Source organism: Duganella aquatilis (assembly GCF_009674565.1).
Taxonomy (GTDB): Bacteria; Pseudomonadota; Gammaproteobacteria; order Burkholderiales; family Burkholderiaceae_D; genus Rugamonas; species Rugamonas aquatilis.
This window is the reverse complement of record NZ_WKJL01000045.1, coordinates 1-22,226: the sequence shown is the minus strand read 5'-3', so window position 1 is coordinate 22,226 and position 22,226 is coordinate 1. Positions and strand designations below refer to the sequence as shown.

Genomic DNA, 22,226 nt, shown 5'->3' with positions numbered 1-22,226 from the left:
GGTCAGTTCTGCCAATCGGACACGAGCCCTGCCGTAGCGGCCGCTACGGCAGGGCTCGTGTCCGATTGGCAGAACTGACCCCGGATTTTAAGGGCGGTGCGGGCAGACTGCCTTGGTGCAGTTGCCGTAGATGGCCAGCGCGTGCTCGGCGATCTTGAAGCCGCGCTCCTTGGCGATGGCGTGCTGGCGGTCTTCGATGGCCTCGTCGTAAAACTCTTCCACGTGACCGCAGTCCAGGCACACCAGGTGATCGTGGTGCGAGCCGGCGTTCAGCTCGAAAATGGCCTTGCCGCTCTCGAAGTGGTTGCGGTTCAGCAGGCCGGCCTGTTCGAACTGGGTCAGCACGCGGTAGACGGTGGCCAGACCCACATCCATATTGTCGGCCAGCAGGATCTTGTAGACATCCTCGGCGGTCAGGTGGCGCACTTCGCTGTTCTGGAAAATATCCAGGATTTTGATGCGTGGCAGCGTGGCTTTGAGGCCGCTGGCCTTCAGATCGGCAGGATTGTTACCCATGGTCGTGACTCTTAATGTGGTTGGCGATAGCTAGGCGCTAGTTTAACGTACTCCGGGGCCGTCCGGAATTTTGCATTTACAAAGATTTGCACTTGTTTTGGCGGATAATGCCCCATCCCGCAGCGAGTGCTTTATGATATAGCGTTTTTCGGCACTTACGCTCGACCAGATTGAGGACATTTATGCGCGTCACCCAGGCTTTTTCGCAGTCTTTGTTGCACCGTTTCACTCCTATCGCCACTGCGGCATGCGTGGCGCTGGCGCTGGGCGGCTGCGCGACCAAAACCACCCTGGGCGAGAAATCCACCGAGGTTCAAGACGCCGCCCCGACGCTGGACGCCAGCAAGGGCGCGCAAACCACCACTATTACCAGGCTGCAACGCTTCATGTGGTTCCTGTCGCCGTACCGTCCGGACATCCAGCAGGGTAACTTCGTTTCCGAAGAAATGTTGTCGCAACTGAAAGTCGGCATGACGCAGGACCAGGTCCGCTTCATCTTCGGCACCGCGCTGCTGACCGACCCGTTCCACGGCAACCGCTGGGACTACGCCTTCCGCCTGGCGCGCGGCAACGGCGAAATCACCACCAGCCGCGTGATCGTGTTCTTCGACAAGGACAACAAGGTCGAGCGCTGGGAAGGCGGCAACCTGCCGACCGAGAAAGAATACATCGCCCGCATCGCCGGCCCGGCGCGCAGCGCCAAGAAGGAAGCGGCGGACGAAGCCGTGCTGGCCAAGCCGGCGCCCACCGCGCCGCTGCCATCGGGCACCGACAATCCGGCCGCCGCCTCGCCGGTGGGCGTGACCATCAGCAACGACAAGAAATAACAGGGATTTCAGCATGACCGTAATGAACATCGCCATCGCCGGCGCCGGCGGCCGCATGGGCCGCATCCTGATCGAAGCCGTGCAGAACGCCGACGACGCCCGCCTGTCGGGTGCGCTGGACCGCGCCGGCTCCGAGCAGGCCGACGCCGCCGCCTTCCTCGGCAAGCCGGCCGGCGTGGCCGTGGCATCGGAATTCGGCAAAGGCCTGGCCGGCGCGCAGTTCCTGATCGACTTCACCCGTCCGGAAGCGACGCTGGAGCATTTGAAATACTGCGCCGAGCACGGCATCAAGCTGGTGATCGGCACCACCGGTTTCGACGAGGCCGGCAAGGCCGCCATCGCCGAGGCGGCCAAGAAAACCGCTATCGTGTTCTCGCCCAACTTCAGCGTCGGCGTCAACGTCACGATGAAGCTGCTGGAGCAGGCCGCCAAGGCGCTGTCCACCGGCTACGACATCGAAATCGTCGAAGCCCACCACCGCTTCAAGGTCGATGCGCCGTCCGGCACCGCGCTGAAAATGGGCGAAGTGATCGCCGATGCGCTGGGCCGCGACCTGAACGAATGCGCCGTCTACGCGCGCGAAGGCGTGACCGGCGAGCGCGATCCGTCGTCGATCGGCTTTGCCACCATCCGTGGCGGCGACATCGTCGGCGACCACACCGTGCTGTTTGCCGGCATCGGCGAGCGCATCGAGATCAGCCACAAATCCAGCAGCCGCGTCACCTACGCGCACGGCGCGCTGCGCGCCTGCCGCTACCTGGCCGACAAGCCGACCGGCCTGTTCGACATGTACGACGTGCTGGGCCTGAAAGACCAATGAATCCGGGCGCCAGCCAATTCACCCTGGCCCGCTTCTGGGAACAGGGCGACGCCATCAGCCACGCGGTAGCGTTTGTGCTGCTGGCGATGTCGCTGGTCAGCTGGTTCTTCATTCTGGCCAAGGCCTATGCGGCGTACCGCGTGCGCCGCAGCGCGCCGGCGCTGCAAAGCTTCTGGGAGGCGCCGACCATGCAGGATGGTGTGGCCGCGCTGACGCTGGCCGATCCCGAAAAGATTTTCCTGCCCCTGGCCGAACAGGGCGCGACGCAGCTGCGCGCGGCCGAACGGCCGTCGCTGGGCGGCGAGATGGACCGCGCGGCGCAAGTCACGCGCGTGCTGCGCGCCGCCATCCAGCGTTCCACCAACCGCCTTGAAGGCGGCCTGACCATGCTGGCCTCCATCGGCGCCACCGCGCCTTTCGTCGGCCTGCTGGGCACCGTGTGGGGCATCTATCATGCGCTGGCGAATGTGTCGTCGCACGGCACGGTGCAGATCGACAAAGTGGCCGGCCCGGTGGGCGAGGCGCTGGTGATGACCGCCATCGGCCTGACCGTGGCGATTCCCGCCGTGCTGGCGTACAACGGCTTCAACCGCGTCAACCGCCTGACGCTGGCCGAGCTGGACGCGTTTGCGCACGACCTGCACGCGTATCTGACCAGGAAGTAGGCCATGGCCTTCGGTTCCTTCAACCACCACCGCAATCCCGGCCCGATGGCCGACATCAACGTCACGCCGATGGTGGACGTGATGCTGGTGCTGCTGGTGATCTTCATCCTGGCCGCGCCGATGTTCACCGGCTCGGTGCAGCTGGAGCTGCCGAAGGCGCAGGCCGCCGCCGCGCCGTCCACGCCAGCCGCCACGGTCACGCTGTCGATCGACGGCAAGGGACAGATATTCTGGAATAACGATCCGGTCGGGACGGAAGCGCTGCAGGCGCGCCTGGTCGACGCGGCCAAATTGGAGCCGCAACCGGAACTGCAACTGCGCGCCGACAAGGACACCCGCTACGAAGTCGTGGCGCAGGTGATGGCCGCCGCGCAGCGCAATGGATTAACGAAATTGGGCTTCGTCACCGATCCCAAGGAGAAAAAATAATGGCAACCGCAGAATTGAATGGCGCAGCCATCAAGGATTTCCCCAGCTTCCACGCCGAGTGCAAGGCCGCGCTCGGCTTCCCCGACACCTACGGCAACAGTATGGATGCCTGGGTCGATTGCCTGAGCTATCTGCGCGACGAAGACGGCATGAGCAAGTTCCGCCTGAAGCCGAACGAAGTGCTGGAAATCGTCGTCAAGGACGCGGCAGCCATGCAGCCCGACATCCTGGAAGAAGTGACGTACTGCGTGGCCGGCATCAACGAGCGCTACGAAGACTACGGCGAGAAGCCGGCCCTGAAACTTACGCTGCGCTAGAAGGCTCCACGCCGGCCGGCACGGCGTTCGGGATCTGCGCCTTGGCGCCGGTTTCGCCGGGCGCCAGCGTCAGCACCTCGAAGCCGGTTTCGGTCACGTGCACCATGTGCTCCCACTGCGCCGACAGCGATTTGTCGCGCGTCTCGACGGTCCAGCCGTCGCTCAATTCCTTCGTTGCCGCCTTGCCGGCGTTGATCATCGGCTCGATGGTGAACAGCATGCCCGGTTTCAGCACCATGCCCTGGCCCGGGCGGCCGTAGTGCGTCACCTGCGGATCTTCGTGGTAGACCATGCCGATGCCGTGGCCGCAGTAGTCCAGCACCACGCTGTAGCCGGCTTTTTCGGCCACCGTCTGGATCGCAAAGCCCACATCGCCCAGCGTCGCCTTCGGCTTCACCGCGCGGATGCCGGCCCACATCGCCGCATAGGTGGTTTCCACCAGCTTGCGGGTCGGCTTCGAGGGCTCGCCGACGTAGTACATGCGGCTGGTGTCGCCGTGCCAGCCGTCCTTGATGACGGCGACGTCGATGTTGATGATGTCGCCGTTCTTCAGCACCTGCTCGGCCGACGGAATGCCGTGGCACACCACGTGGTTGACCGAGCTGCACACGGTGGCCGGGAAGCCGCCGTAGCCGACGTTGGCCGGAATCGCCTGCTGCACGTTGACGATGTAGTCGTTGCACAGCTGGTCGAGGTAGGCCGTGGTCACGCCCGGTTTGACGTGCGGAGCGATCATGGTCAGCACATCGGCCGCCAGCTGGGCGGCGACGCGGGCCTGAACCATTTGCTCGGGCGTTTTAATCAGATTGGCGTTACGGCGGGACATGGCGCTACCTCTTTATTTTGCAGAGGCAGTAGTGTGCCACATTCGTTAGCGCACCGCAGCCAAATCGAAGTGGGGGTTGTAGATCAGCCCCAGGATATTGCCGAACGGGTCGGCCAGTTCCACTGTCCGGATGCTCTCGCCGACGTCCTGGATGGCGCCGTGCACCGTGGCGCCGAGCGCGGTGATGCGCGCGACTTCCGCTTCGATATCCTCGACGCCCCAGTAGACCGTGCTGCCGGCGATGCCCGGCGTGCCGTCCGGGATCAGGCCCAGTTCGAAACCGCCGATGTTGAAGCCGACGTAGAACGGCTGGTCGAAATATGGCTGGACGCCGAATACCTTGCTGTACCACTCCTTGGCGGCGGCCAGGTCGGCGACCGGGTAGGCCACCGTGCGCAGTCCCTTGATCATGATGTTATCTCCGTAAAGTTGGGTAAAACATCATCTTGGCATATCACGCTGCGGGACGATTGGAAAAATGGAATCGTTCGGGGGCGTTGCCGGCGAATTCCTGGAAATCGTGGATCAAATGGGATTGGTCGAAGTAGCCGCAGGCCAGCGCGAGTTCGGCCCAATCCGGCGCGGGCGCGGCCTTGAGCGCGGCCGCGGCCCGGCGGAAGCGGCAGATGCGGGCGTAGAGCTTGGGCGACAGGCCGACATGGTCGCGGAACTGGGCCGCCAGATGCTGGCGCGAGACGCGCAACTGGGCGGCCAGGTCTTCCACCCGCAGCGCGCCGGCGCTGTGGTCGAGCGCCTGCAGGGCGCGCTGCACCAGGGGCGAGCCGCCGGCGTTGTCGCACAGTCGCCGCAGCAGTTCCTGTTCGATCAGGGTCAGGCGCGCGCGTTCCGGCGCCTCGCTGGACCACAGTGCATCGGCCAGCCGGTCGGCGTCGCTGCGGCCCCACAGCAGGTCGATATCCGCGCGCTGATCGGTGAGGAGGTTCAGCGGCGTGGCGAGGAACAGGCCGGCCTTGCCGGGTTTGAAGCGGACGGCGAGTGTTTGCACCGGTTGTTCGCTGGCGACGAGGATGGACGATGACATCATGCCCACCGCAAAGCCAGGCTGGGCGCCATCCTGCCAAAGAATATCCACGCAATTATCCGGCAGCACCCGATGGGCGGCCCCGCCCCCGGGCGCCCGAGCCGCCCAAACGCAGTCCACATGCGCGGCCAGCGCAGGATGGGGTGGATATTCGCGATAAAACATGACACAAATTATACGTTTGTCGAACCCCGCAGGGCCACGCAGGGGTCTGACCCCGCATGGGGTCAGCCCCCGACGGCGACTCGCCGGTTGAGGGGTAAAGCATGCAATCGCATATTTTATAGAATCGGCCGGCTTCACCCCTCCCAGCCGCGTACAACCCCCGGCCTCAAGGTATAATGCCCGGTTCATATTCACTTTTGGCCGTCACCGATCATGCAAGATAAATATAGTCCCGCCGACGTAGAAAAAGCCGCGCAATCCCACTGGAAGACCATCGACGCCTACAAGGCCGTCGAGAACGACCCGCGCTTCCCGAAAGGTAAGTACTACGCCTGCTCCATGCTGCCTTACCCATCGGGCAAGCTGCACATGGGCCACGTCCGCAACTATACGATCAACGACGTGATGTACCGCTATCTGCGCATGAACGGCTACAACGTGCTGATGCCGATGGGCTGGGACGCCTTCGGCATGCCTGCCGAGAACGCGGCCATGGCCAACAACGTGCCGCCGGCGCAATGGACCTACTCGAACATCGCCCACATGCGCTCGCAGATGGAGCTGATGGGCCTGGCCATCGACTGGTCGCGCGAAATGACCGCGTGCAAGCCGGAATACTACAAGTGGAACCAGTGGATGTTCCTGAAGATGCTGGAAAAAGGCATCATCTACAAAAAGACCGGCACCGTGAACTGGGACCCGGTCGACCAGACCGTACTGGCCAACGAACAGGTCATCGACGGCAAGGGCTGGCGCTCGGGCGCGGTGATCGAGAAGCGCGAGATCCCGATGTACTACGCGCGCATCACCGACTACGCCGACGAGCTGCTGGGCTACGTCGACGACAAGCTGCCAGGCTGGCCTGAGCGCGTGCGCATCATGCAGTCGAACTGGATCGGCAAATCGACCGGCGTGCGCTTCGCCTTCCCGCACCAGATCAAGGACGCCGACGGCGCCCTGATCGGCGACGGCAAGATGTACGTGTTCACCACCCGTCCGGACACCGTGATGGGCGTGACCTTCTGCGCCGTGGCGGCCGAACACCCGCTGGCCGTGCTGGCCGCGCAGACCAACCCGGAACTGGCCGCCTTCAACGCCGAGTGCAAACTGGGCTCGGTGATCGAAGCCGACATGGCGACGATGGAGAAGAAGGGCATGCCGACCGGCCTGTTCGTCACCCACCCGATCACCGGCGACCAGGTCGAAGTCTGGGTCGGCAACTACGTGCTGATGACCTACGGCGACGGCGCCGTGATGGGCGTGCCGGCGCACGACGAACGCGATTTCGCCTTCGCCAAAAAATACAATCTGCCGATCAAGCAGGTGATCAAGGCCGAAGGCCAGGAATTCTCCACCGACGCCTGGCAGGAATGGTACGGCGACAAGGAAGTGTCGATCGTCACCAACTCCGGCAAGTACGATGGCCTGCGCTACGCCGAAGCGGTCGACGCGGTTGCCGCCGACATGGCCGCCAAGGGCCTGGGCGAGAAGAAGATCACCTTCCGCCTTCGCGACTGGGGCATCTCGCGCCAGCGCTACTGGGGCACGCCGATCCCGATGATCAACTGCGCCGATTGCGGCTCGGTGCCGGTGCCTGAGAAAGACCTGCCGGTGGTGCTGCCGGAAGACTGCGTCCCGGACGGCAGCGGCAATCCGCTGAACAAGTACGAAGCCTTCCTGAAGTGCGACTGCCCGCAGTGCGGCAAGCCGGCGCGCCGCGAAACCGACACCATGGACACCTTCGTCGATTCGTCGTGGTACTACATGCGCTATACTTCGCCAGGCTCGAACGACGCCATGGTCGACGCCCGCAACGATTACTGGATGCCGATGGACCAGTACATCGGCGGCATCGAACACGCCGTGCTGCACCTGCTGTACGCGCGCTTCTGGACCAAGGTGATGCGCGACTTCGGCCTGGTGAAATTCGACGAACCGTTCACCAACCTGCTGACCCAGGGCATGGTGCTGAATGAGACCTACTACCGCGAAGAAGATTCCGGCAAGAAGATCTGGTTCAACCCGGCCGACGTCGACCTGTCGCTCGACGACAAGGGCCGCCCGCAAGGCGCGATCCTGAAGGAAGACGGCCAACCGGTGCAGATCGGCGGCACCGAGAAGATGTCGAAGTCGAAGAACAACGGCATCGACCCGCAGGCGCAGATCGAACAATACGGCGCCGATACCGCGCGCCTGTTCACCATGTTCGCCTCGCCGCCGGAACAGACGCTGGAATGGTCGGGCAGCGGCGTCGAAGGCGCGAATCGCTTCCTGCGCCGCGTGTGGGCCTTCGGCTACGCGCAGCGTGAAGCCATCGCCGCCGCCGGCGCGCCGCTGGTCGCTAACGCCACCTCCGACGCCGGCAAGACGCTGCGCCGCGAAGTGCACAAGGTGCTGCAGCAGGCCGACTACGACGTCAAGCGCATCCAGTACAACACCGTGGTGTCGGCTTGCATGAAGATGCTGAACACGCTGGAATCGGCCAAGGACGTGGAAGCGGCCGTGCTGTCGGAAGGCTACGCGATCTTCCTGCGCCTGCTGAACCCGGTGGCGCCGCACATCACCCACGTGCTGTGGAAAGAGCTGGGCTACGCTGGCGACATCCTCGACGCGCAATGGCCGCAAGTTGATCCAGCCGCCTTGGAACAATCGGAAATCGAGATGATGATTCAGGTGAACGGCAAACTGCGCGGCAGCGTGGTGGTGGCCAAGGGCGCCGACAAGGCCGCCATCGAAGCCGCCGCACTGGCCAACGAAGCGGTACAGAAGTTCATCGAAGGCACGCCGAAGAAGGTCATCGTGGTGCCGGGCAAGCTGGTTAACATCGTCGTTTAAGCGGATCGAATATGGCGACTACTCTGAAGTTTTTCCGTCGCGGCGCGCTGTATGCCGCCGTGCTGGCTGCCGCGCTGACGGTGTCGGCGTGCGGCTTCCACCTGCGCGGCGACGGCGGCCATTACACGCTGCCGTTCCCGACGATCTACGTGGGGCTGCCGGAGACGTCGCCATTGGCGATTGATTTGAAGCGCAACATCCGCGCCAACGGCGGCACCGCCGTGGTCAACGACGCCAAGGAAGCCGATGGCGTGATCGAAGTCCTGACCAATCCGGAAAAGACCAAGACCAAGACCATTCTGTCGCTGAACAGCAATGGCCGCGTGCGTCAGTACCTGCTGACGTATAACATCGTGTTCCGCGTCCTCGACAAGCAGGGCCAGGAGCTGCTGGGGCCAACGCAGATCACGCTGATCCGCCCGATCGACTTTAACGAAACCCAGCTGCTGGCGAAAGAGCAGGAAGAGGCGCTGCTGTACAAGGACATGCAAACCGACCTGGTACAGCAGATGATGCGCCGCATCGCCGCCGTCAAGACGGCCGGCGTGTCGCTGCCGCCGCCTGGCCCCGCGCCGACCGGCACGCAGCCTTCGGGCCAGCCGTCGACGATACCGCCGGCCGTGCCGATTCAGTAAAGGCGCCGCATGCAATTACGGTTGGAGGCGCTGGACGGCCATTTGAGCAAATCGCTGTCGCAGCTATACGTCATCACCAGCGACGAGCATCTGCTGGCGCTGGAAGCGGCCGACAAGATCCGCAAGACCGCGCGCGCGCAGGGCTATTCCGAGCGCGACGTGCTGACCGTGGAGCGCAGCTTCAAGTGGGGCGAGCTGCTGGCGGCCAACCAGGCGCTGTCGCTGTTCGGGGACAAGAAGCTGATTGAGCTGCGCATCCCGACCGGCAAGCCGGGCAAGGATGGCGGCGCGGCGCTGCAGAATTATGTGAAGGATCTGAGTCCGGACAACCTGACGCTGATCACGCTGCCAAAGCTGGACTGGCAGACGCAGAAGGCGGCCTGGGTCGCCAGTCTGCAACAGGCGGCGGTGTATATCGACATCCCGCAGGTGGAACGGGCGCATTTGCCCAATTGGATAGGCCAGCGCCTTGCCCAACAAGGGCAGAGCGCGGACCGGCAGAGCATTGATTTCATCGCGGATCGCGTGGAAGGCAATCTGCTTGCGGCCCATCAGGAGATTCAGAAACTGGCCTTGCTGCACGAGCCGGGCAAGCTGACCTACGAGCAGGTGCACGACGCGGTGCTGAATGTGGCGCGTTACGATGTGTTCAAGCTCAGTGAAGCGATGCTGGCGGGCGATCCGGCGCGCCTGGTGCGCATGCTGGAGGGCCTGAAAGGCGAGGGCGAAGCGCTGCCGCTGGTGCTGTGGGCGGTGTCGGAGGAAATCCGCACGCTGCTCAAGCTGAAGGCCGGCATGGCGCAGGGCCGTCCGCTGGGGGCGTTGCTGAAAGAGCACCGCATCTGGGGACCGAAGGAACGCATGATGGACCCGGCGCTGCGCCGCATTTCGCTGCCGACGCTGGAAGCGGCACTGAAGGACGCCGCGCAAGTGGACAAGATGATCAAGGGTCTGCGCGCGAAAGCGCACGCCGGCGATGCCTGGGACGCCATGCTCCAACTGGCGCTGAAGGTCGCCCGCGGCTGACCCGCTCGAACGGGACAACGATGGATATCAAGCATTACATGGAACAGCTGGGCCAGCAGGCGCGCAAGGCATCGCGCGCCATGGCCCGTGCCGACAGCGCGCAGCGCAACCGCGCGCTGACGCTGATCGCCGACGCGATCGAACGCGACGCCGACGCCCTGCGCGCCGCCAACCAGCAGGACATGGACGCCGCCGCCGCCAACGGTCTGGCGCCGGCCATGCTGGACCGCCTGGCGCTGTCGGACAAGGCGATCGCCACAATGGTCGAAGGCCTGCGCCAGATCGTCGCGCTGCCGGACCCGATCGGCGAAATCTCCGGCCTGAAATTCCGCCCGACCGGCATCCAGGTCGGCCAGATGCGCGTGCCGCTGGGCGTGATCGGCATCATCTACGAATCGCGCCCGAACGTGACGGTGGACGCGGCCGGCCTGTGCATCAAGAGCGGCAACGCCACCATTCTGCGCGGCGGTTCGGAAGCGATCCACTGCAACCGCGCGCTGGCCAAGCTGGTCAAGGAAGGCCTGACCGGCGCTGGCCTGCCGGACGACGGCGTGCAAGTGGTGGAGACCACCGACCGCGCCGCCGTCGGCGCCCTGATCACCATGCCGCAGTACGTGGACGTGATCGTGCCGCGCGGCGGCAAGGGCCTGATCGCGCGCCTGATGGAAGAAGCCACGGTGCCGATGATCAAGCACCTGGACGGCATCTGCCACGTCTACATCGACGCCAAGGCCGACATGAAGAAGGCGGTGGACATCGGCTTCAACGCCAAGTGCCACCGCTACGGCACCTGCAACACCATGGAAACCCTGCTGGTGGCGCGCGCGATCGCGCCGGCGGTGCTGCCGGAACTGGCGAAGCTGTACGCGACCAAGCAGGTCGAACTGCGCGCCGATCCGGAAGCGATGGCGATCCTCGCCGCAGCCGGCTACCCGCACCTGGTGGCCGCCACCGAAGAGGACTGGTCGACCGAATACCTGGCGGCGATCCTGTCGGTGAAGATCGTCGCCGACATGGACGAGGCGATGGAGCACATCAACCACTACTCGTCCAAGCACACCGAGGCGATCATCACCGAAGACCATACGGCGGCGATGCGCTTCCTGCGCGAAGTCGATTCGGCGTCGGTGATGGTCAACGCCTCGACGCGTTTCGCGGACGGTTTTGAATACGGCCTGGGCGCGGAGATCGGCATCTCCAACGACAAGCTGCATGCACGCGGCCCGGTCGGCCTGGAAGGCCTGACCTCGCTGAAATACGTGGTACTCGGCCACGGAGAAGTAAGACAATAAGGAGCGTTATGCTGTACCTCTGGATCAAAGCACTGCACATCTTCTTTGTGATGGCCTGGATGGCCGGCGTGTTCTACCTGCCGCGCATCTTCGTCAACCTGGCGATGGAGACCGACAAGAACACCACCGCGCGCCTGCTGCTGATGGCGCGCAAGCTGTATCGCTTTTCGATGTGGCTGTCGGTGTTTGCGGTACTGTTCGGGGCGGCCTTGATCTATATGGCGTATGGCGCGCACATGCCCGGCTGGCTGCACGCCAAGCTGACCCTGGTGGTGCTGGTGATCGGCTACCACCATATGTGCGGCGGCATCCTGAAGCGCTTCGAGCGCGGCGAGAACCAGCGCAGCCACAAGTGGTTCCGCGTATTTAACGAGCTGCCGGTGTTTGCGATGCTGGCGATTGTGCTGCTGGTGGTGGTGAAGCCTTTCTAAGGAAGCGTCATGAGCAAAGTTTGTCAGTACTTCTTTGCAGCGCATTCGCCGTGGGCTTATCTGGGCCATGAGCGTCTGGTCGCCCTGGCGGCCAAGTATGGCGTGCAGATTGAATTGAAGCCCTGCGATCTGGGCAAGGTGTTTGGCGTGTCCGGCGGCCTGCCGCTGGCGAAACGCGCGCCGCAGCGGCAGGCTTACCGCCTGCTGGAGCTGGCGCGCTGGTCGGAGCACCTGGAGATTCCGCTCAAGACGCAGCCGCAGTTTTTCCCGGTGTCGCCGGAGCTGGCCAACAAGATGATCGTCGCCGCGCGCATTTCGCATGGCACCGACGTGGCCTTGACGCTGACCGGCGCCATCATGCACGCGCTGTGGGCGGAAGACCGCAACGTCGGCGACGAGGCCACGCTGGCGCTGATTGCCGGCAGCTGCGAGCTGGATGGCCGGGCGCTGATCAAGTCGGCCGAAACGGCCAGCGCGCAGGCAGAGTATGACCGTAACACGGAGGACGCGAACGCACTGAGTGTGTTCGGTTCGCCGTGGTACGTGCTGGAAGGCGAGAGTTTCTGGGGCCAGGATCGTCTGGACTTCCTGGAACGCGCAATGATGAAGTAAACGGCGCCGCGCCCGCGTGGGCGGCGCGCATTTTTTTTAACGGACAAAAGGTACACCTATGGCATCCTTCTTTTGCCCATGCCCGCGCGGCATGGAAGCGGCGTTAGCCGAAGAACTGCGCGAAATCGCGCAACAAAGCACCACCATGAAGGTGCACAACGAAGTCCCGGGAGGCGTGCACGCCTCGGGCGAGCTGACCGACGCCTACCGCATGAACCTGCACTCGCGCATCGCGTCGCGCGTGCTGATGCGCATGGCCGCCGGCGGCTACAAGAACGAGAACGACATCTACGACCTGACCCTGGAGCAGCCGTGGGAAGAGTGGTTCGGCTACGACCACACCATCCGCGTGGATCTGACGGCGGTGAAGTCGCCGCTGAAAAGCCTGGAATTCACCACGCTGAAGATCAAGGATGCGATCTGCGACCGCTTCCTCGATCAATACAAGAAGCGTCCTTCGGTCGATACCAAGGAACCGGACATGCGTATCTTCGGCTTCGTCGATGCGCACCAGTTCATCGTCTACCTGGACACCTCGGGCGAGGCGCTGTTCAAGCGCGGCTGGCGCACCGAGACCGGCGATGCGCCGCTGCGCGAGAACCTGGCCGCCGGCCTGCTGCGCGTGTCGGGCTGGAAGCCGGGCATGCCGCTGTTCGACCCGATGTGCGGTTCCGGCACCATCCTGTGCGAAGCGGCGCAGATGGTGCAGGGCGTGCCGCCGGGCGCGCGCCGCCGTTTCGCGTTCGAAAAGTTCCACGATTTCGACGCCGCGCCGTGGCAGGAAATGAAGGCGGCCATCAAGCCGAATCCGCTGCCGGCCGCGCCGACCATTTTCGGCTCCGATATCTCGGGCGATATGGTGGCGATGGCGCGTCACAATCTGCGCAGCGCCGGCATTCTGTTTGACGTGCCGCTCAAGCAGATCGAGGCGCAGCAGGTGCAGGCGCCGACGAGCGAGCCGGGTATCTTGCTGACCAATCCCCCGTATGGCGAGCGGATTGGCGTGCGCGGCGACAGCACGGTGCCGCAGGATGAGATGGCGAACAGCTTCTATGCGGATTTCAGTTCGACGCTGAAGCAGCGCTTTGCCGGGTGGACGGTGTACCTGTTCACGGCGGATCTGGGCGTGCCGAAGCTGCTGCGCCTGAAGGAAGCGCGCAAGACGCCGTTCTTCAACGGTGCGCTGGAATGCCGCTTGTTCCGCTTCGATATGGTGGCGGGGTTCAACCGCCGCGAAGCCGCGAAGCCAAAAGAAATCTAACCGCGCTGAACCCCGCAGGGCCACGCGGGGTCTGACCCCTCTGGGGTCAGACCCCTACCTATGCGCACCGCTTGGGGGTGAAAGCGCGCGCGAAAAGGAAAACGATTTATGCTGCCAACTCCGCCAGCCGACCTGCCTGACCAGGACGTCGAGCTCGATGTGCCTCCCCCTGAACCGTCGCACCGCAAGCCGCTGTCCGCCGCCGCGCTGGCCGTCATGCTGGCCGCGCTGTCGATGATCGGCCCGTTCTCCATCGACGCCTATCTGCCGGCCTTCCCCAATATCCAGGCCACGCTGCACGCCACGCCGCTGGAAGTGCAGCAAAGCCTTACTTTCTATATGCTGGCCTTCGCCGGCATGGTGTTGTGGCACGGCGCCTTGTCCGACGCCTTCGGCCGCCGCAACGTGATCCTGGTGTCGCTGGCCATGTTCGCCATCGGCACGCTGGGCTGCGCCGCCGCCCATACCGTCCACTACCTGTGGGTGTTCCGCATCATGCAGGGCGTGTCGGCCGGCGCCGGCGTGGTGGTGGGACGCGCCATCATCCGCGACCTGTATGACGGCCCCGCCGCCGCGCGCCTGCTGTCGCTGGTGACCATGATCTTCTCGATCGCGCCGGCCATCGCGCCGGTGCTGGGCGGCTGGATCGTCACGCTGTTCGACTGGCGCTCGATCTTCCTGTCGCTGCTGGCCTACAGCACGCTGCTGTTCATCTTCTGCTACCGCCGCCTGCCGGAGACGCTGCCGCCGGAAAAGCGCCATCCGTTCAATCCGCGCCACCTGCTGCGCAACTACAGCGAAATCCTGCGCTCGCCGCTGTTCCACCTGAAGACCGGCGTGGTGGCGCTGAACTTCGCCGGCCTGTTTATCTATATCTCGGCGGCGCCGGTGTTCTTGCCCGAGCAGCTGCACCTGGGCGCGTCGCAGTTTGCCTGGCTGTTCATTCCATCGGTGGGCGGGATCTTCCTCGGCGCGCTGGCGGCCAACCGCATCGCCGGCAAAATGACATTTTCGCGACAGATCGGCATCGGCTTCTGCTTCCTGCTGGCGGCCGCCACCATCAATGTGATCTATCACGTGTTCCTGCCGCCGGCGCTGCCGTGGACGGTGCTGCCGATGCTGTTCTATACCTTCGGCATGTCGGTGGTGGCGCCCGGCGCGACCTTGCTGGCATTGGACCTGTTCCCGCACATCCGCGGCACGGTGGCGTCGGTGCAGTCGTTCGCGGTGACGCTGCTGGGGGCGATCGTGGCGGGCGTGATTGCGCCTTTCCTATCACACTCGGCGCTGTGGCTAGCCCTCGGACAGATGGCGTTTTGTGCCTCTGCTCTAGCTTTGTGGTTGACGTCGCGTCATTACCGGCGCATGCTAACGCGCTATCCAGGCTGATAAATATTAACGGCAAGAAATTCACTTAGTTTAGGAAGAAATTTTGCCCGGTGTTAAGTTATTATCAGACTTTATGCTAAGATAATTTTTTGGCGCGATTATTTTAGGCTTCAAACGCGCTTGGAACCCGCATAAAACCTAACGTTGGTGGAATTTGGCCGTTGAATTCCATCCCCTGATCGATGTCTACTGGCGGCAATGTTTGATACGATGCATCAACAATCTGACCATGATATTCGCAATCGACTCTTGATTGCCCGTCTGCCGGCCATGCCGCAGATCCTCATCAAGTTGATTGAGCACCTGCAAGCCGACGATGCCGGCATGCCGGAGCTGGCCGCCCTCATCGCCAAGGATGCGGCGATGACCAGCAAGATCCTGACCGTCGCCAACAGCTCTGCCTACCATCGCAATCAGCGCACGGTGGGCCTGGAGCAGTCGCTGGTGTCGCTCGGCACCGACATGATCAAGACGCTGGTGATCAGCGAATCGGTGTTCCAGACCTTTAACAGCTTTCCCCATTCCACCAGCACCGACCTGCGCGGTTTCTGGAAAGGCTCGCTGACCACCGCCGTCATCGCGCGCGACATCGCGCGCCAGATGGAATATCCGCACGTGGAAGAAGCCTACCTGGCCGGCCTGCTGCACAACGTCGGCCGCCTGGCCTTGCTGGCCACGGCGCCGAAGGAATACGCCTTCAACTTCACCGCGCGCGACGACGAAGACCTGTGCGCGGTCGAACAGCGCACGCTGCAAATCACCCACTCGGAGGCGGGCGCCTGGCTGATCGAACGCTGGAACCTGGACTCCTTCCTGGCCGACAGCGTGCTGTATCACCATGAACCGATCACCCGCCTGGAAGCGGCGCATCCGCTGATCCGCATCGTGCGCCTGGCGCACCTGCTGTGCTGCCACCAAGACCTGGAAGAGGCGATCGAAGACGCGGCGCGCCTGTGCAACCTGGATAGCGACAAGCTGGCGCAGATCGTCAGCAACGCCGCGCGCCAGGTGGAGAAGTCGGCCAACTACCTGGGCATCGACCTGGCCGGCGCCGACGACATCGTCGCGCCCGCGGCCTACGCGCCGCCGGTGGTCGATCCGGTGCAGCAGCGGCTGTCGGAAGAAGTGCGCAACATCATGCTGGTGTCCGAGATGGGCCAGACCTTCGCGCGCCAGCACGGCGAAGCCAGTCTGCTGGAAGCGATCACCCGCTCGGCGCGCATCCTGTTCGACCTGGAAAACGCCGTGCTGCTGCTGGAGAATCCCACCGGCCACGCGCTGCACGGCATGGCCACCGGCGACAACCAGCAGCGCCTGGCCGAATTCGTCATCCCCTTGAACAAGGGCGGCGCGGTGGCGCAGTCGGCGCTGGAGCGCAAGCTGGCGTATGTGAGCCGCGACGGCCAGGCCAACAGCGTGTCGGAAGAACAGCTGTTCCGCATCCTCGGCAGCGACAGCATGGTGTGCCTGCCGCTGGTGGCCAACCAGCGCTGCCTCGGGGTGCTGATCGGCGGCGCGCCGGCGTGGCAGCTGCAAGGCCTGCAAAAGCGCGAGCGCTTCCTGCAATCGTTCGGCACCCAGGCCGCCGCCGCGCTGGAAACGGCGATGAGCGAGCGCGGTCACGCCAAGCGCCAGATCGCCCACGTGGCGGAGGAATACCGCGAAGCCTCGCGCCGCGTGGTGCACGAGGTGAACAACCCGCTGTCGATCATCAAGAACTACCTGTCGGTCCTGGACAGCAAGCTGGCGCGGCGCGAGCCGGTGGTCGGCGAGATGTCGATCCTGAACGAAGAGATCGACCGCGTCGGCCAGCTGATCAACGGCCTGGCCGACCTGCAGCCGACCGAAACCTCGCGCGTCACCGACGTCAGCAAGGTGGTGGACGACGTGCTGCGCCTGTTCCGCGCCACCGACTTCGTGCCGGCCTCGGTGCAGATCGTGGTGCGCATGCAGGAGGAGCCGGCCGAGATCGACGGCGACGCCGACCTGCTCAAACAAATCCTGGTGAACCTGATCAAGAACGCCGTTGAAGCCATGGCCGACGGCGGCAAGATCGAGATTTCGAACCGCGGTCACGTCAATCGTGAACGCAAGCTGTATCTGGAACTGGTGGTCAGCGACACCGGTCCAGGGCTGTCGGCCGAAGTATTGGCCAACCTGTTCTCTCCTGTTCGCAGCAGCAAGGAAGGCGCGCATCACGGGCTGGGACTGTCCATCGTCCATAGCCTGGTGAAGAAAATGCAAGGCCTGATTACCTGCCGTTCCGGCAAAACGGGTACTACCTTTGAAATCCTGCTGCCCGCCAAGGGCAGTACCAGCCAAGTCGCCGGCGTGCAAACGCGGGTGATGGATTCCGCTTAAGTTAAGGCCATGATGAATCTGAACTCTTTCGACCTAGCCCCCGTCGAACCTTTGTCCGCCGATAACTGTCCCCGCCTTCTCCTTGTAGATGATGAACCGCGTTTGCTGTCCTCACTCTACGAACTGCTGCGCGATCGCGATTACCATCTGGTAACCGCGACCTGCGGCAGTGAAGCGCTGGCCCAGCTCACCAAGCTGAAATTCGATCTGATCCTGCTCGACCTGCGCCTGCCCGATATGAGCGGCCACGAGATCATGGATTACATCAACGCTCGCGACATCGACTGCGATGTCATCATGATGAGCGGCGATGTCGGCATCGAAGCTGCCATCGGCGCGCTGAAGCGCGGCGCCTACGACTACCTGCGCAAGCCCTACAGCCGCGAGGAGCTGCTCAAGACGGTGAAGAACGCGCTGCAGAAGCGCCAGCTCGCCGTCGAGAACGAGCGCATCGCCGGCCAGCTGGAAAACTCGGAAAAGATGTACCGCTATCTGGTCGACTCGTCGCCGGACATCATCTACACCTTGAACCACGAAGGCAAGTTCACCTTCATCAACGACCGCGTGCAGCAGCTGCTGGGCTTCAGCCGCGAAGAGCTGATCGGCAAGCACTACTCGGTGCTGGTGCACGATGAAGACCAGGAGCGCGCGCGCTACGCCTTCAACGAACGCCGCGTCGACGAACGCGCCTCGCGCAACGTCGAGCTGCGCCTGAAGTGCAATGTCGGCAGCGGCGCCGGCGGCGGTGTCGAACGCACCTTCAACAACACGCTGATGACGATTTCGCTGAACGCGATCGGCATGCATATTCCCGACCACGACGTGAAGACGCGCGAGTTCTTCGGCACCTACGGCGTGGCGCGCGACATCACCGACCGCAAGCGCGCCGAGGAAGTGATTTCCTACCAGGCCTACCACGACATCCTGACCGACCTGCCGAACCGCATGCTGTTCAAGGACCGCCTGGGCCTGGCCGTGATCCAGGCCAAGCGCAAACTGACCGAGCTGGCGGTGATGTTCGTCGACCTGGACCGTTTCAAGCTGGTCAACGACACGCTGGGCCACGTCAAGGGCGACGAGCTGCTGCAGCAGGTGGCCACGCGCCTGAAGGACTGCCTGCGCCGCGGCGACACGCTGGCGCGCCAGGGCGGCGACGAATTCACCATCGTGCTGCCGGAACTGCGCGACCGCCAGGACGCCAAGGCCATCGCCGACAAATTCCTCGAAAGCCTGCAACGGCCGTTCGACCTCGATGGGCACGAGGTGCACATCTCGGCCTCGATCGGCATCGCGATTTATCCGGGCGACGGCGAGACCATCGACGAGCTGCTGCGCCACGCGGACATCGCCATGTACCAGGTCAAGGCGCTGGGCAAGAATGGTCACAGCTTCTATCACAACTCGATGCTGGACGTGTCGCACCAGAAGATCGCGCTGGAACAGGCGCTGCGCAAGGCGCTGGAGCACAACGAGCTGGAAATGTACTACCAGCCGCAGGTCGACGTCTCGTCGGGCCGCATCATCGGCGCCGAAGGGCTGATGCGCTGGAACCATCCGCAGCGCGGACTGCTGTCGGCCGGCGAGTTCCTGCCGTTCGCCGAAGAGAATGGCCTGATGCTGCCGATCTCGGACTGGATGCTGGGCGCCCTGTGCCGCGACCTGCTGCAATGGAACGCGGCCGGCGGCGAGGCGATCCGCCTGTCGCTGAACCTGTCGCCGCAATACCTGGACCGCGGCGACTTCTTCGAGAAGATGCGCGGCGCGCTGACGCGCTACGGCATTTCGCCGGCGCAGATCGAAGTCGAGATCACCGAGAACATCTGCATCCGCAATCCGCAGTATGCGATCGAGCAGCTGAACAAGTTGTGCCAGCTGGGCGTGTCGGTGGCGATCGACGATTTCGGCACCGGCTATTCGTCGCTGGCCTACCTGCACCGCTTCCCGATCCACACCATCAAGATCGACCAGTCCTTCGTCAAGGAGATCCACGACGAGAACGGCCACTATCCGGTGATCCTGGCGATCATCTCGATCGCGCGCGGTCTCGGCCTGCACCTGGTGGCGGAAGGCGTGGAGACCGATATCCAGGCGCGCTACCTGGAGGCCAACGGCTGCAGCACCATGCAGGGCTATCTGTACCATCGGCCGATTTCGCTGGCCAGCTTCATCGAGGTGTTGCAGGAGCAGAGCCGCCGGCTGTCGCCGTCGGTGGCCGTGCTGCACGCGGTGCCCAGCAGCCCTGTCGACCATCAACCGGCGATGATCGCGATCCAGGCCTGATGAAGCAAGCATGACGAAATACAGTCCCAACGAAGCCGATGCGAATAACGGCAGTACCTACACCGCTGAGTTCCTGCGCGTGAAGGGACTGGCCGAGCGCGGCGTCGCCAACGCCCAGCACAGCCTGGGCTTCATGTATTTCAACGGCCAGGGCGTGGCGCAAAGCTTCGAGCTGGCGGTGGTGTGGTATCGCCAGGCCGCGCAGTCGGGACTGGAGCACGCGCAGTACAACCTGGGCGTGATGTACCAGAAGGGCCAGGGCGTGGCGCAGGATTTCGAAGAAGCCGCGGCCTGGTACCGCAAGGCGGCGGAGCAGGGTTACGCGGCGGCGCAGTACAACCTGGGCTGGCTGTACGCCAAGGGCCAGGGCGTGGCCAACGACACGCAGCAGGCCATGCACTGGTTTGCCAAGGCCGCCGAGCAGGGCGACGCCGGCGCGCAGAACAATCTCGGCATGATGTACGACACCGGCAAGGGCGTGCCGCAGGACTTCAAGCAGGCCATCTTCTGGTATCGCAAGGCGGCCGAGCAGGGCTATGCGCGCGCGCAGTTCAACCTCGGCCTGCGCTACGACAACGGCCAGGGCGTGCCGCAGGACGTGGGACAGGCGCTGTCGTGGTACCGCAAGGCGGCCGACCAGGGCTATGCACCGGCGCAGTTCAACCTGGCGCTGCGCTTCGACAAGGGCGACGGCATCACGCAGGATGCGCAGAAGGCCATCCTGTGGTATCGCCGCGCGGCGGAGCAGGACCACGCCAGTTCGCAGTTCAACCTGGGCCTGATCTACGATAACGGCCAGGGCGTGCCGCGCGACGAGCAGAAGGCGCTGGACTGGTATCGCAAGGCGGCCGAGCAGGGCCACGCGGCGGCGCAGAACAACCTGGGCCTGCGCTACGACCATGGCCAGGGCGTCGAGCAGGATTACGAACAGGCGCAGCTCTGGTATCGCAAGGCGGCCGAGCAGGGCTTCCCCGGCGCGCAATACCATCTGGGCCTGCTGTACGACGCCGGCCACGGCGTGGTGACGGACCATCAGGAAGCCATCTTCTGGTACCGCAAGGCGGCCGACCAGGGCCATTTGCGCGCGCAGTTCGACCTCGGCCTGCGCTACGAAACGGGACGCGGCGTGCCGCAGGATTACCGCAAGGCGATGGGCTGGTACCGGCGCGCCGCCGAGCAGGATTATGCGGCGGCCCAGTACAGCCTTGGCCTGCTGTTCGATAACGACGACGGCCCGCAGCCCGACTGCCACCAGGCCAACCAGTGGTATCGCAAGGCGGCCGAGCAGAATCACACGCAGGCGCAGTTTGCGCTGGGGCTGCGCTACGACAATGGACTCGGCCTGCCGCGCGACTACGCGCAGGCGCACCACTGGTATCTGCAGGCCGCTGGCCAGGGCCACGCGCGCGCGCAGTTCAACCTGGGCCTGATGTATCTGGCCGGGCAGGGCGTGCCGGCGGACGCCGGCCAGGCCTGGCTGTGGCTGACCATGGCCGAACGCGCCGGCTTTGCCGCCGCCGCGCGCTATCTCGGCAGCGCCGCCAGCCGCATCGAGCCGGCGCAGCTCGCGCAGCTGCGCGAGCGCATGGAAGGCTCCCCCGGCTGAACGCCGCGCTCAAGTCTTTCGTTTCGCTGTCGTTAACAAGACGTTAAGTGCCGTTCGATCGCGTCCATGCAAATCAACACCAACCTTGAGTCGCTCAACGCCCAACGCAGTTACACGCGTTCGGGCGCGGATCTGGCCGTGCATGTGCAGCGCCTGTCCAGCGGCCTGCGCATCAACTCGGCGAGCGACGACGCGGCCGGGCAGGCGATCGGTTCGCGCATGACGGCGGCGGTCAATGGGCTGCACCGCGCCGCGCAAAACATCAACGACGGCATCTCGCTGGTGCAGCTGGCCGATGGCGCGGCCGGCCAGTTGACGGAAAATTACCAGCGCATGCGCGAGCTGGCGGTGCAGGCCGCCAATGACACCAACAGCAAGCTTGACCGCCAGTCGCTCCAGCAGGAGGTCGATGCGCTGGTCGCCGCCAATGTCGATATCGTCGACAGCACGCGCTTCAACAATCAGCCGCTGCTGGACGGTTCATTTTCGCGCCAGCTGCAGGTGGGCGCCAACGCCGGCGATAGCCTGGAACTGCGCCTGCCGCGCGCGGTGATCATGCCGGGCAACGCGCTGGGCTGGGTGAACGTGGCGCCGCAGCAGGCCAGCACCGCCGGCACGGCGGTATTGGGCGCGCTGCAATATGGCGATTTGATCATCAACAATGCGGCGGTGGGGGCGTCGGTGGCGGGCGCGCAGCCGGGGCAGGGCGCGGACAGTGCCTATGCGCTGGCGGCGGCGATCAATAGCGCCAGCATCACCGACATCTCGGCGTCGGCCGTGACCACGCTGACCGGCGCCGTCGGCGCCAGCGGCGCCCTGGGCAATGGCGCGCTGGCGGTGAACGGCGTGGCGGTCGGCGCGATTTCCGGCGCCAACGCCGCGGCGCGCGCC

At 64.3% G+C, this 22,226-nt stretch carries 21 protein-coding genes; 17 read left to right on the top strand and 4 right to left on the bottom strand.

Features of this window, described 5'->3' with window-relative positions:
• Positions 1 to 87: 87 nt before the first annotated feature.
• Positions 88 to 516: a ferric iron uptake transcriptional regulator gene (gene fur / locus GJ698_RS29465; RefSeq protein ID WP_154361417.1), complete on the bottom strand. Its 429-nt coding sequence runs from the start codon at positions 514 to 516 to the stop codon at positions 88 to 90.
• Between the two features lie 182 nt (positions 517 to 698).
• On the opposite strand from fur, the gene GJ698_RS29460 reads away from it, so the two are divergent.
• Genes GJ698_RS29460 through GJ698_RS29440 form a run of 5 tightly spaced genes read left to right on the top strand, consistent with a single transcriptional unit; the run spans position 699 to position 3,574 of the window.
• The gene (locus GJ698_RS29460; RefSeq protein WP_154361416.1) at positions 699 to 1,343 is read left to right on the top strand and encodes an outer membrane protein assembly factor BamE; all 645 of its coding nucleotides are present in this window, start codon (positions 699 to 701) and stop codon (positions 1,341 to 1,343) included.
• Positions 1,344 to 1,356: 13 nt separating this feature from the next.
• On the top strand, positions 1,357 to 2,163 hold the full coding sequence (gene dapB, locus GJ698_RS29455) for a 4-hydroxy-tetrahydrodipicolinate reductase (protein ID WP_154361415.1): 807 nt from the start codon (positions 1,357 to 1,359) through the stop codon (positions 2,161 to 2,163).
• On the top strand, positions 2,160 to 2,828 hold the full coding sequence (locus tag GJ698_RS29450) for a MotA/TolQ/ExbB proton channel family protein (RefSeq protein WP_154361414.1): 669 nt from the start codon (positions 2,160 to 2,162) through the stop codon (positions 2,826 to 2,828). The genes dapB and GJ698_RS29450 overlap by 4 nt, the downstream gene beginning before the upstream one ends.
• 3 nt (positions 2,829 to 2,831) lie before the next feature.
• Positions 2,832 to 3,257: an ExbD/TolR family protein gene (locus GJ698_RS29445; protein ID WP_154361413.1), complete on the top strand. Its 426-nt coding sequence runs from the start codon at positions 2,832 to 2,834 to the stop codon at positions 3,255 to 3,257.
• Positions 3,257 to 3,574 carry a barstar family protein gene (locus GJ698_RS29440; protein WP_154361412.1) on the top strand — a complete coding sequence of 106 codons (318 nt, stop codon included), beginning with the start codon at positions 3,257 to 3,259 and terminating at the stop codon, positions 3,572 to 3,574. The genes GJ698_RS29445 and GJ698_RS29440 overlap by 1 nt, the downstream gene beginning before the upstream one ends.
• On the opposite strand, the gene map is transcribed toward GJ698_RS29440, so the two are convergent.
• From map to GJ698_RS29425, 3 genes are read right to left on the bottom strand one after another with little or no spacing between them, the layout of a single operon-like run.
• Positions 3,561 to 4,400: a type I methionyl aminopeptidase gene (gene map / locus GJ698_RS29435; RefSeq protein WP_154361411.1), complete on the bottom strand. Its 840-nt coding sequence runs from the start codon at positions 4,398 to 4,400 to the stop codon at positions 3,561 to 3,563. The two genes, GJ698_RS29440 and map, sit on opposite strands and share 14 nt — an antisense overlap.
• 45 nt (positions 4,401 to 4,445) lie before the next feature.
• Positions 4,446 to 4,811, bottom strand: coding sequence for a VOC family protein (locus GJ698_RS29430; protein ID WP_154361410.1), 366 nt, complete (start codon positions 4,809 to 4,811; stop codon positions 4,446 to 4,448).
• Between the two features lie 43 nt (positions 4,812 to 4,854).
• On the bottom strand, positions 4,855 to 5,607 hold the full coding sequence (locus tag GJ698_RS29425; protein ID WP_154361409.1) for a helix-turn-helix domain-containing protein: 753 nt from the start codon (positions 5,605 to 5,607) through the stop codon (positions 4,855 to 4,857).
• Between the two features lie 213 nt (positions 5,608 to 5,820).
• Here GJ698_RS29425 and leuS point away from each other — a divergent pair, with 213 nt between their 5' ends.
• From leuS to GJ698_RS29365, 12 genes are all read left to right on the top strand, one after another.
• Positions 5,821 to 8,442, top strand: coding sequence for a leucine--tRNA ligase (leuS, locus tag GJ698_RS29420; protein ID WP_154361408.1), 2,622 nt, complete (start codon positions 5,821 to 5,823; stop codon positions 8,440 to 8,442).
• 11 nt (positions 8,443 to 8,453) lie between these two features.
• Complete coding sequence (locus tag GJ698_RS29415) at positions 8,454 to 9,077, top strand: LPS-assembly lipoprotein LptE (RefSeq protein ID WP_154361407.1); 624 nt, start codon at positions 8,454 to 8,456, stop codon at positions 9,075 to 9,077.
• Positions 9,078 to 9,086: 9 nt separating this feature from the next.
• The gene (gene holA / locus GJ698_RS29410) at positions 9,087 to 10,103 is read left to right on the top strand and encodes a DNA polymerase III subunit delta (protein ID WP_154361406.1); all 1,017 of its coding nucleotides are present in this window, start codon (positions 9,087 to 9,089) and stop codon (positions 10,101 to 10,103) included.
• A gap of 20 nt (positions 10,104 to 10,123) precedes the next feature.
• Entirely contained in the window at positions 10,124 to 11,395 is a 1,272-nt protein-coding gene (locus GJ698_RS29405; RefSeq protein WP_154361405.1) for a glutamate-5-semialdehyde dehydrogenase, read from the top strand.
• A gap of 8 nt (positions 11,396 to 11,403) precedes the next feature.
• On the top strand, positions 11,404 to 11,826 hold the full coding sequence (locus GJ698_RS29400; protein WP_154361404.1) for a CopD family protein: 423 nt from the start codon (positions 11,404 to 11,406) through the stop codon (positions 11,824 to 11,826).
• 9 nt (positions 11,827 to 11,835) lie between these two features.
• Complete coding sequence (locus tag GJ698_RS29395; RefSeq protein WP_154361403.1) at positions 11,836 to 12,438, top strand: 2-hydroxychromene-2-carboxylate isomerase; 603 nt, start codon at positions 11,836 to 11,838, stop codon at positions 12,436 to 12,438.
• Positions 12,439 to 12,496: 58 nt separating this feature from the next.
• On the top strand, positions 12,497 to 13,699 hold the full coding sequence (locus GJ698_RS29390) for a THUMP domain-containing class I SAM-dependent RNA methyltransferase (RefSeq protein ID WP_371865473.1): 1,203 nt from the start codon (positions 12,497 to 12,499) through the stop codon (positions 13,697 to 13,699).
• Positions 13,700 to 13,807: 108 nt separating this feature from the next.
• Positions 13,808 to 15,088 carry a multidrug effflux MFS transporter gene (locus GJ698_RS29385; protein WP_154361402.1) on the top strand — a complete coding sequence of 427 codons (1,281 nt, stop codon included), beginning with the start codon at positions 13,808 to 13,810 and terminating at the stop codon, positions 15,086 to 15,088.
• A 270-nt stretch (positions 15,089 to 15,358) separates the two neighbouring features.
• A complete protein-coding gene (locus tag GJ698_RS29380; protein WP_154361419.1) occupies positions 15,359 to 17,449 on the top strand; it encodes an HDOD domain-containing protein in 2,091 nt (696 codons plus the stop codon).
• A gap of 12 nt (positions 17,450 to 17,461) precedes the next feature.
• Positions 17,462 to 19,729: an EAL domain-containing protein gene (locus tag GJ698_RS29375; protein ID WP_154361418.1), complete on the top strand. Its 2,268-nt coding sequence runs from the start codon at positions 17,462 to 17,464 to the stop codon at positions 19,727 to 19,729.
• A gap of 10 nt (positions 19,730 to 19,739) precedes the next feature.
• The gene (locus GJ698_RS29370) at positions 19,740 to 21,335 is read left to right on the top strand and encodes an SEL1-like repeat protein (protein ID WP_154361401.1); all 1,596 of its coding nucleotides are present in this window, start codon (positions 19,740 to 19,742) and stop codon (positions 21,333 to 21,335) included.
• Between the two features lie 66 nt (positions 21,336 to 21,401).
• Positions 21,402 to 22,226 (top strand): flagellin N-terminal helical domain-containing protein (locus tag GJ698_RS29365; protein WP_443090117.1); only part of this gene is annotated, 825 nt, incomplete at its 3' end.

What these genes read in the sequence shown, in the direction of transcription:
- GJ698_RS29415 (WP_154361407.1), top strand. Translation starts at nt 8,454, where the DNA reads ATGGCGACTACTCTGAAGTTTTTCCGTCGCGGCGCGCTGTATGCCGCC.
- GJ698_RS29430 (WP_154361410.1), bottom strand. Translation starts at nt 4,811, where the DNA reads ATGATCAAGGGACTGCGCACGGTGGCCTACCCGGTCGCCGACCTGGCC.
- holA (WP_154361406.1), top strand. Translation starts at nt 9,087, where the DNA reads ATGCAATTACGGTTGGAGGCGCTGGACGGCCATTTGAGCAAATCGCTG.
- leuS (WP_154361408.1), top strand. Translation starts at nt 5,821, where the DNA reads ATGCAAGATAAATATAGTCCCGCCGACGTAGAAAAAGCCGCGCAATCC.
- GJ698_RS29445 (WP_154361413.1), top strand. Translation starts at nt 2,832, where the DNA reads ATGGCCTTCGGTTCCTTCAACCACCACCGCAATCCCGGCCCGATGGCC.
- GJ698_RS29400 (WP_154361404.1), top strand. Translation starts at nt 11,404, where the DNA reads ATGCTGTACCTCTGGATCAAAGCACTGCACATCTTCTTTGTGATGGCC.
- fur (WP_154361417.1), bottom strand. Translation starts at nt 516, where the DNA reads ATGGGTAACAATCCTGCCGATCTGAAGGCCAGCGGCCTCAAAGCCACG.
- GJ698_RS29385 (WP_154361402.1), top strand. Translation starts at nt 13,808, where the DNA reads ATGCTGCCAACTCCGCCAGCCGACCTGCCTGACCAGGACGTCGAGCTC.
- dapB (WP_154361415.1), top strand. Translation starts at nt 1,357, where the DNA reads ATGACCGTAATGAACATCGCCATCGCCGGCGCCGGCGGCCGCATGGGC.
- GJ698_RS29405 (WP_154361405.1), top strand. Translation starts at nt 10,124, where the DNA reads ATGGATATCAAGCATTACATGGAACAGCTGGGCCAGCAGGCGCGCAAG.
- GJ698_RS29390 (WP_371865473.1), top strand. Translation starts at nt 12,497, where the DNA reads ATGGCATCCTTCTTTTGCCCATGCCCGCGCGGCATGGAAGCGGCGTTA.
- GJ698_RS29450 (WP_154361414.1), top strand. Translation starts at nt 2,160, where the DNA reads ATGAATCCGGGCGCCAGCCAATTCACCCTGGCCCGCTTCTGGGAACAG.
- map (WP_154361411.1), bottom strand. Translation starts at nt 4,400, where the DNA reads ATGTCCCGCCGTAACGCCAATCTGATTAAAACGCCCGAGCAAATGGTT.
- GJ698_RS29395 (WP_154361403.1), top strand. Translation starts at nt 11,836, where the DNA reads ATGAGCAAAGTTTGTCAGTACTTCTTTGCAGCGCATTCGCCGTGGGCT.
- GJ698_RS29440 (WP_154361412.1), top strand. Translation starts at nt 3,257, where the DNA reads ATGGCAACCGCAGAATTGAATGGCGCAGCCATCAAGGATTTCCCCAGC.
- GJ698_RS29460 (WP_154361416.1), top strand. Translation starts at nt 699, where the DNA reads ATGCGCGTCACCCAGGCTTTTTCGCAGTCTTTGTTGCACCGTTTCACT.
- GJ698_RS29380 (WP_154361419.1), top strand. Translation starts at nt 15,359, where the DNA reads ATGCCGCAGATCCTCATCAAGTTGATTGAGCACCTGCAAGCCGACGAT.
- GJ698_RS29425 (WP_154361409.1), bottom strand. Translation starts at nt 5,607, where the DNA reads ATGTTTTATCGCGAATATCCACCCCATCCTGCGCTGGCCGCGCATGTG.
- GJ698_RS29375 (WP_154361418.1), top strand. Translation starts at nt 17,462, where the DNA reads ATGAATCTGAACTCTTTCGACCTAGCCCCCGTCGAACCTTTGTCCGCC.
- GJ698_RS29370 (WP_154361401.1), top strand. Translation starts at nt 19,740, where the DNA reads ATGACGAAATACAGTCCCAACGAAGCCGATGCGAATAACGGCAGTACC.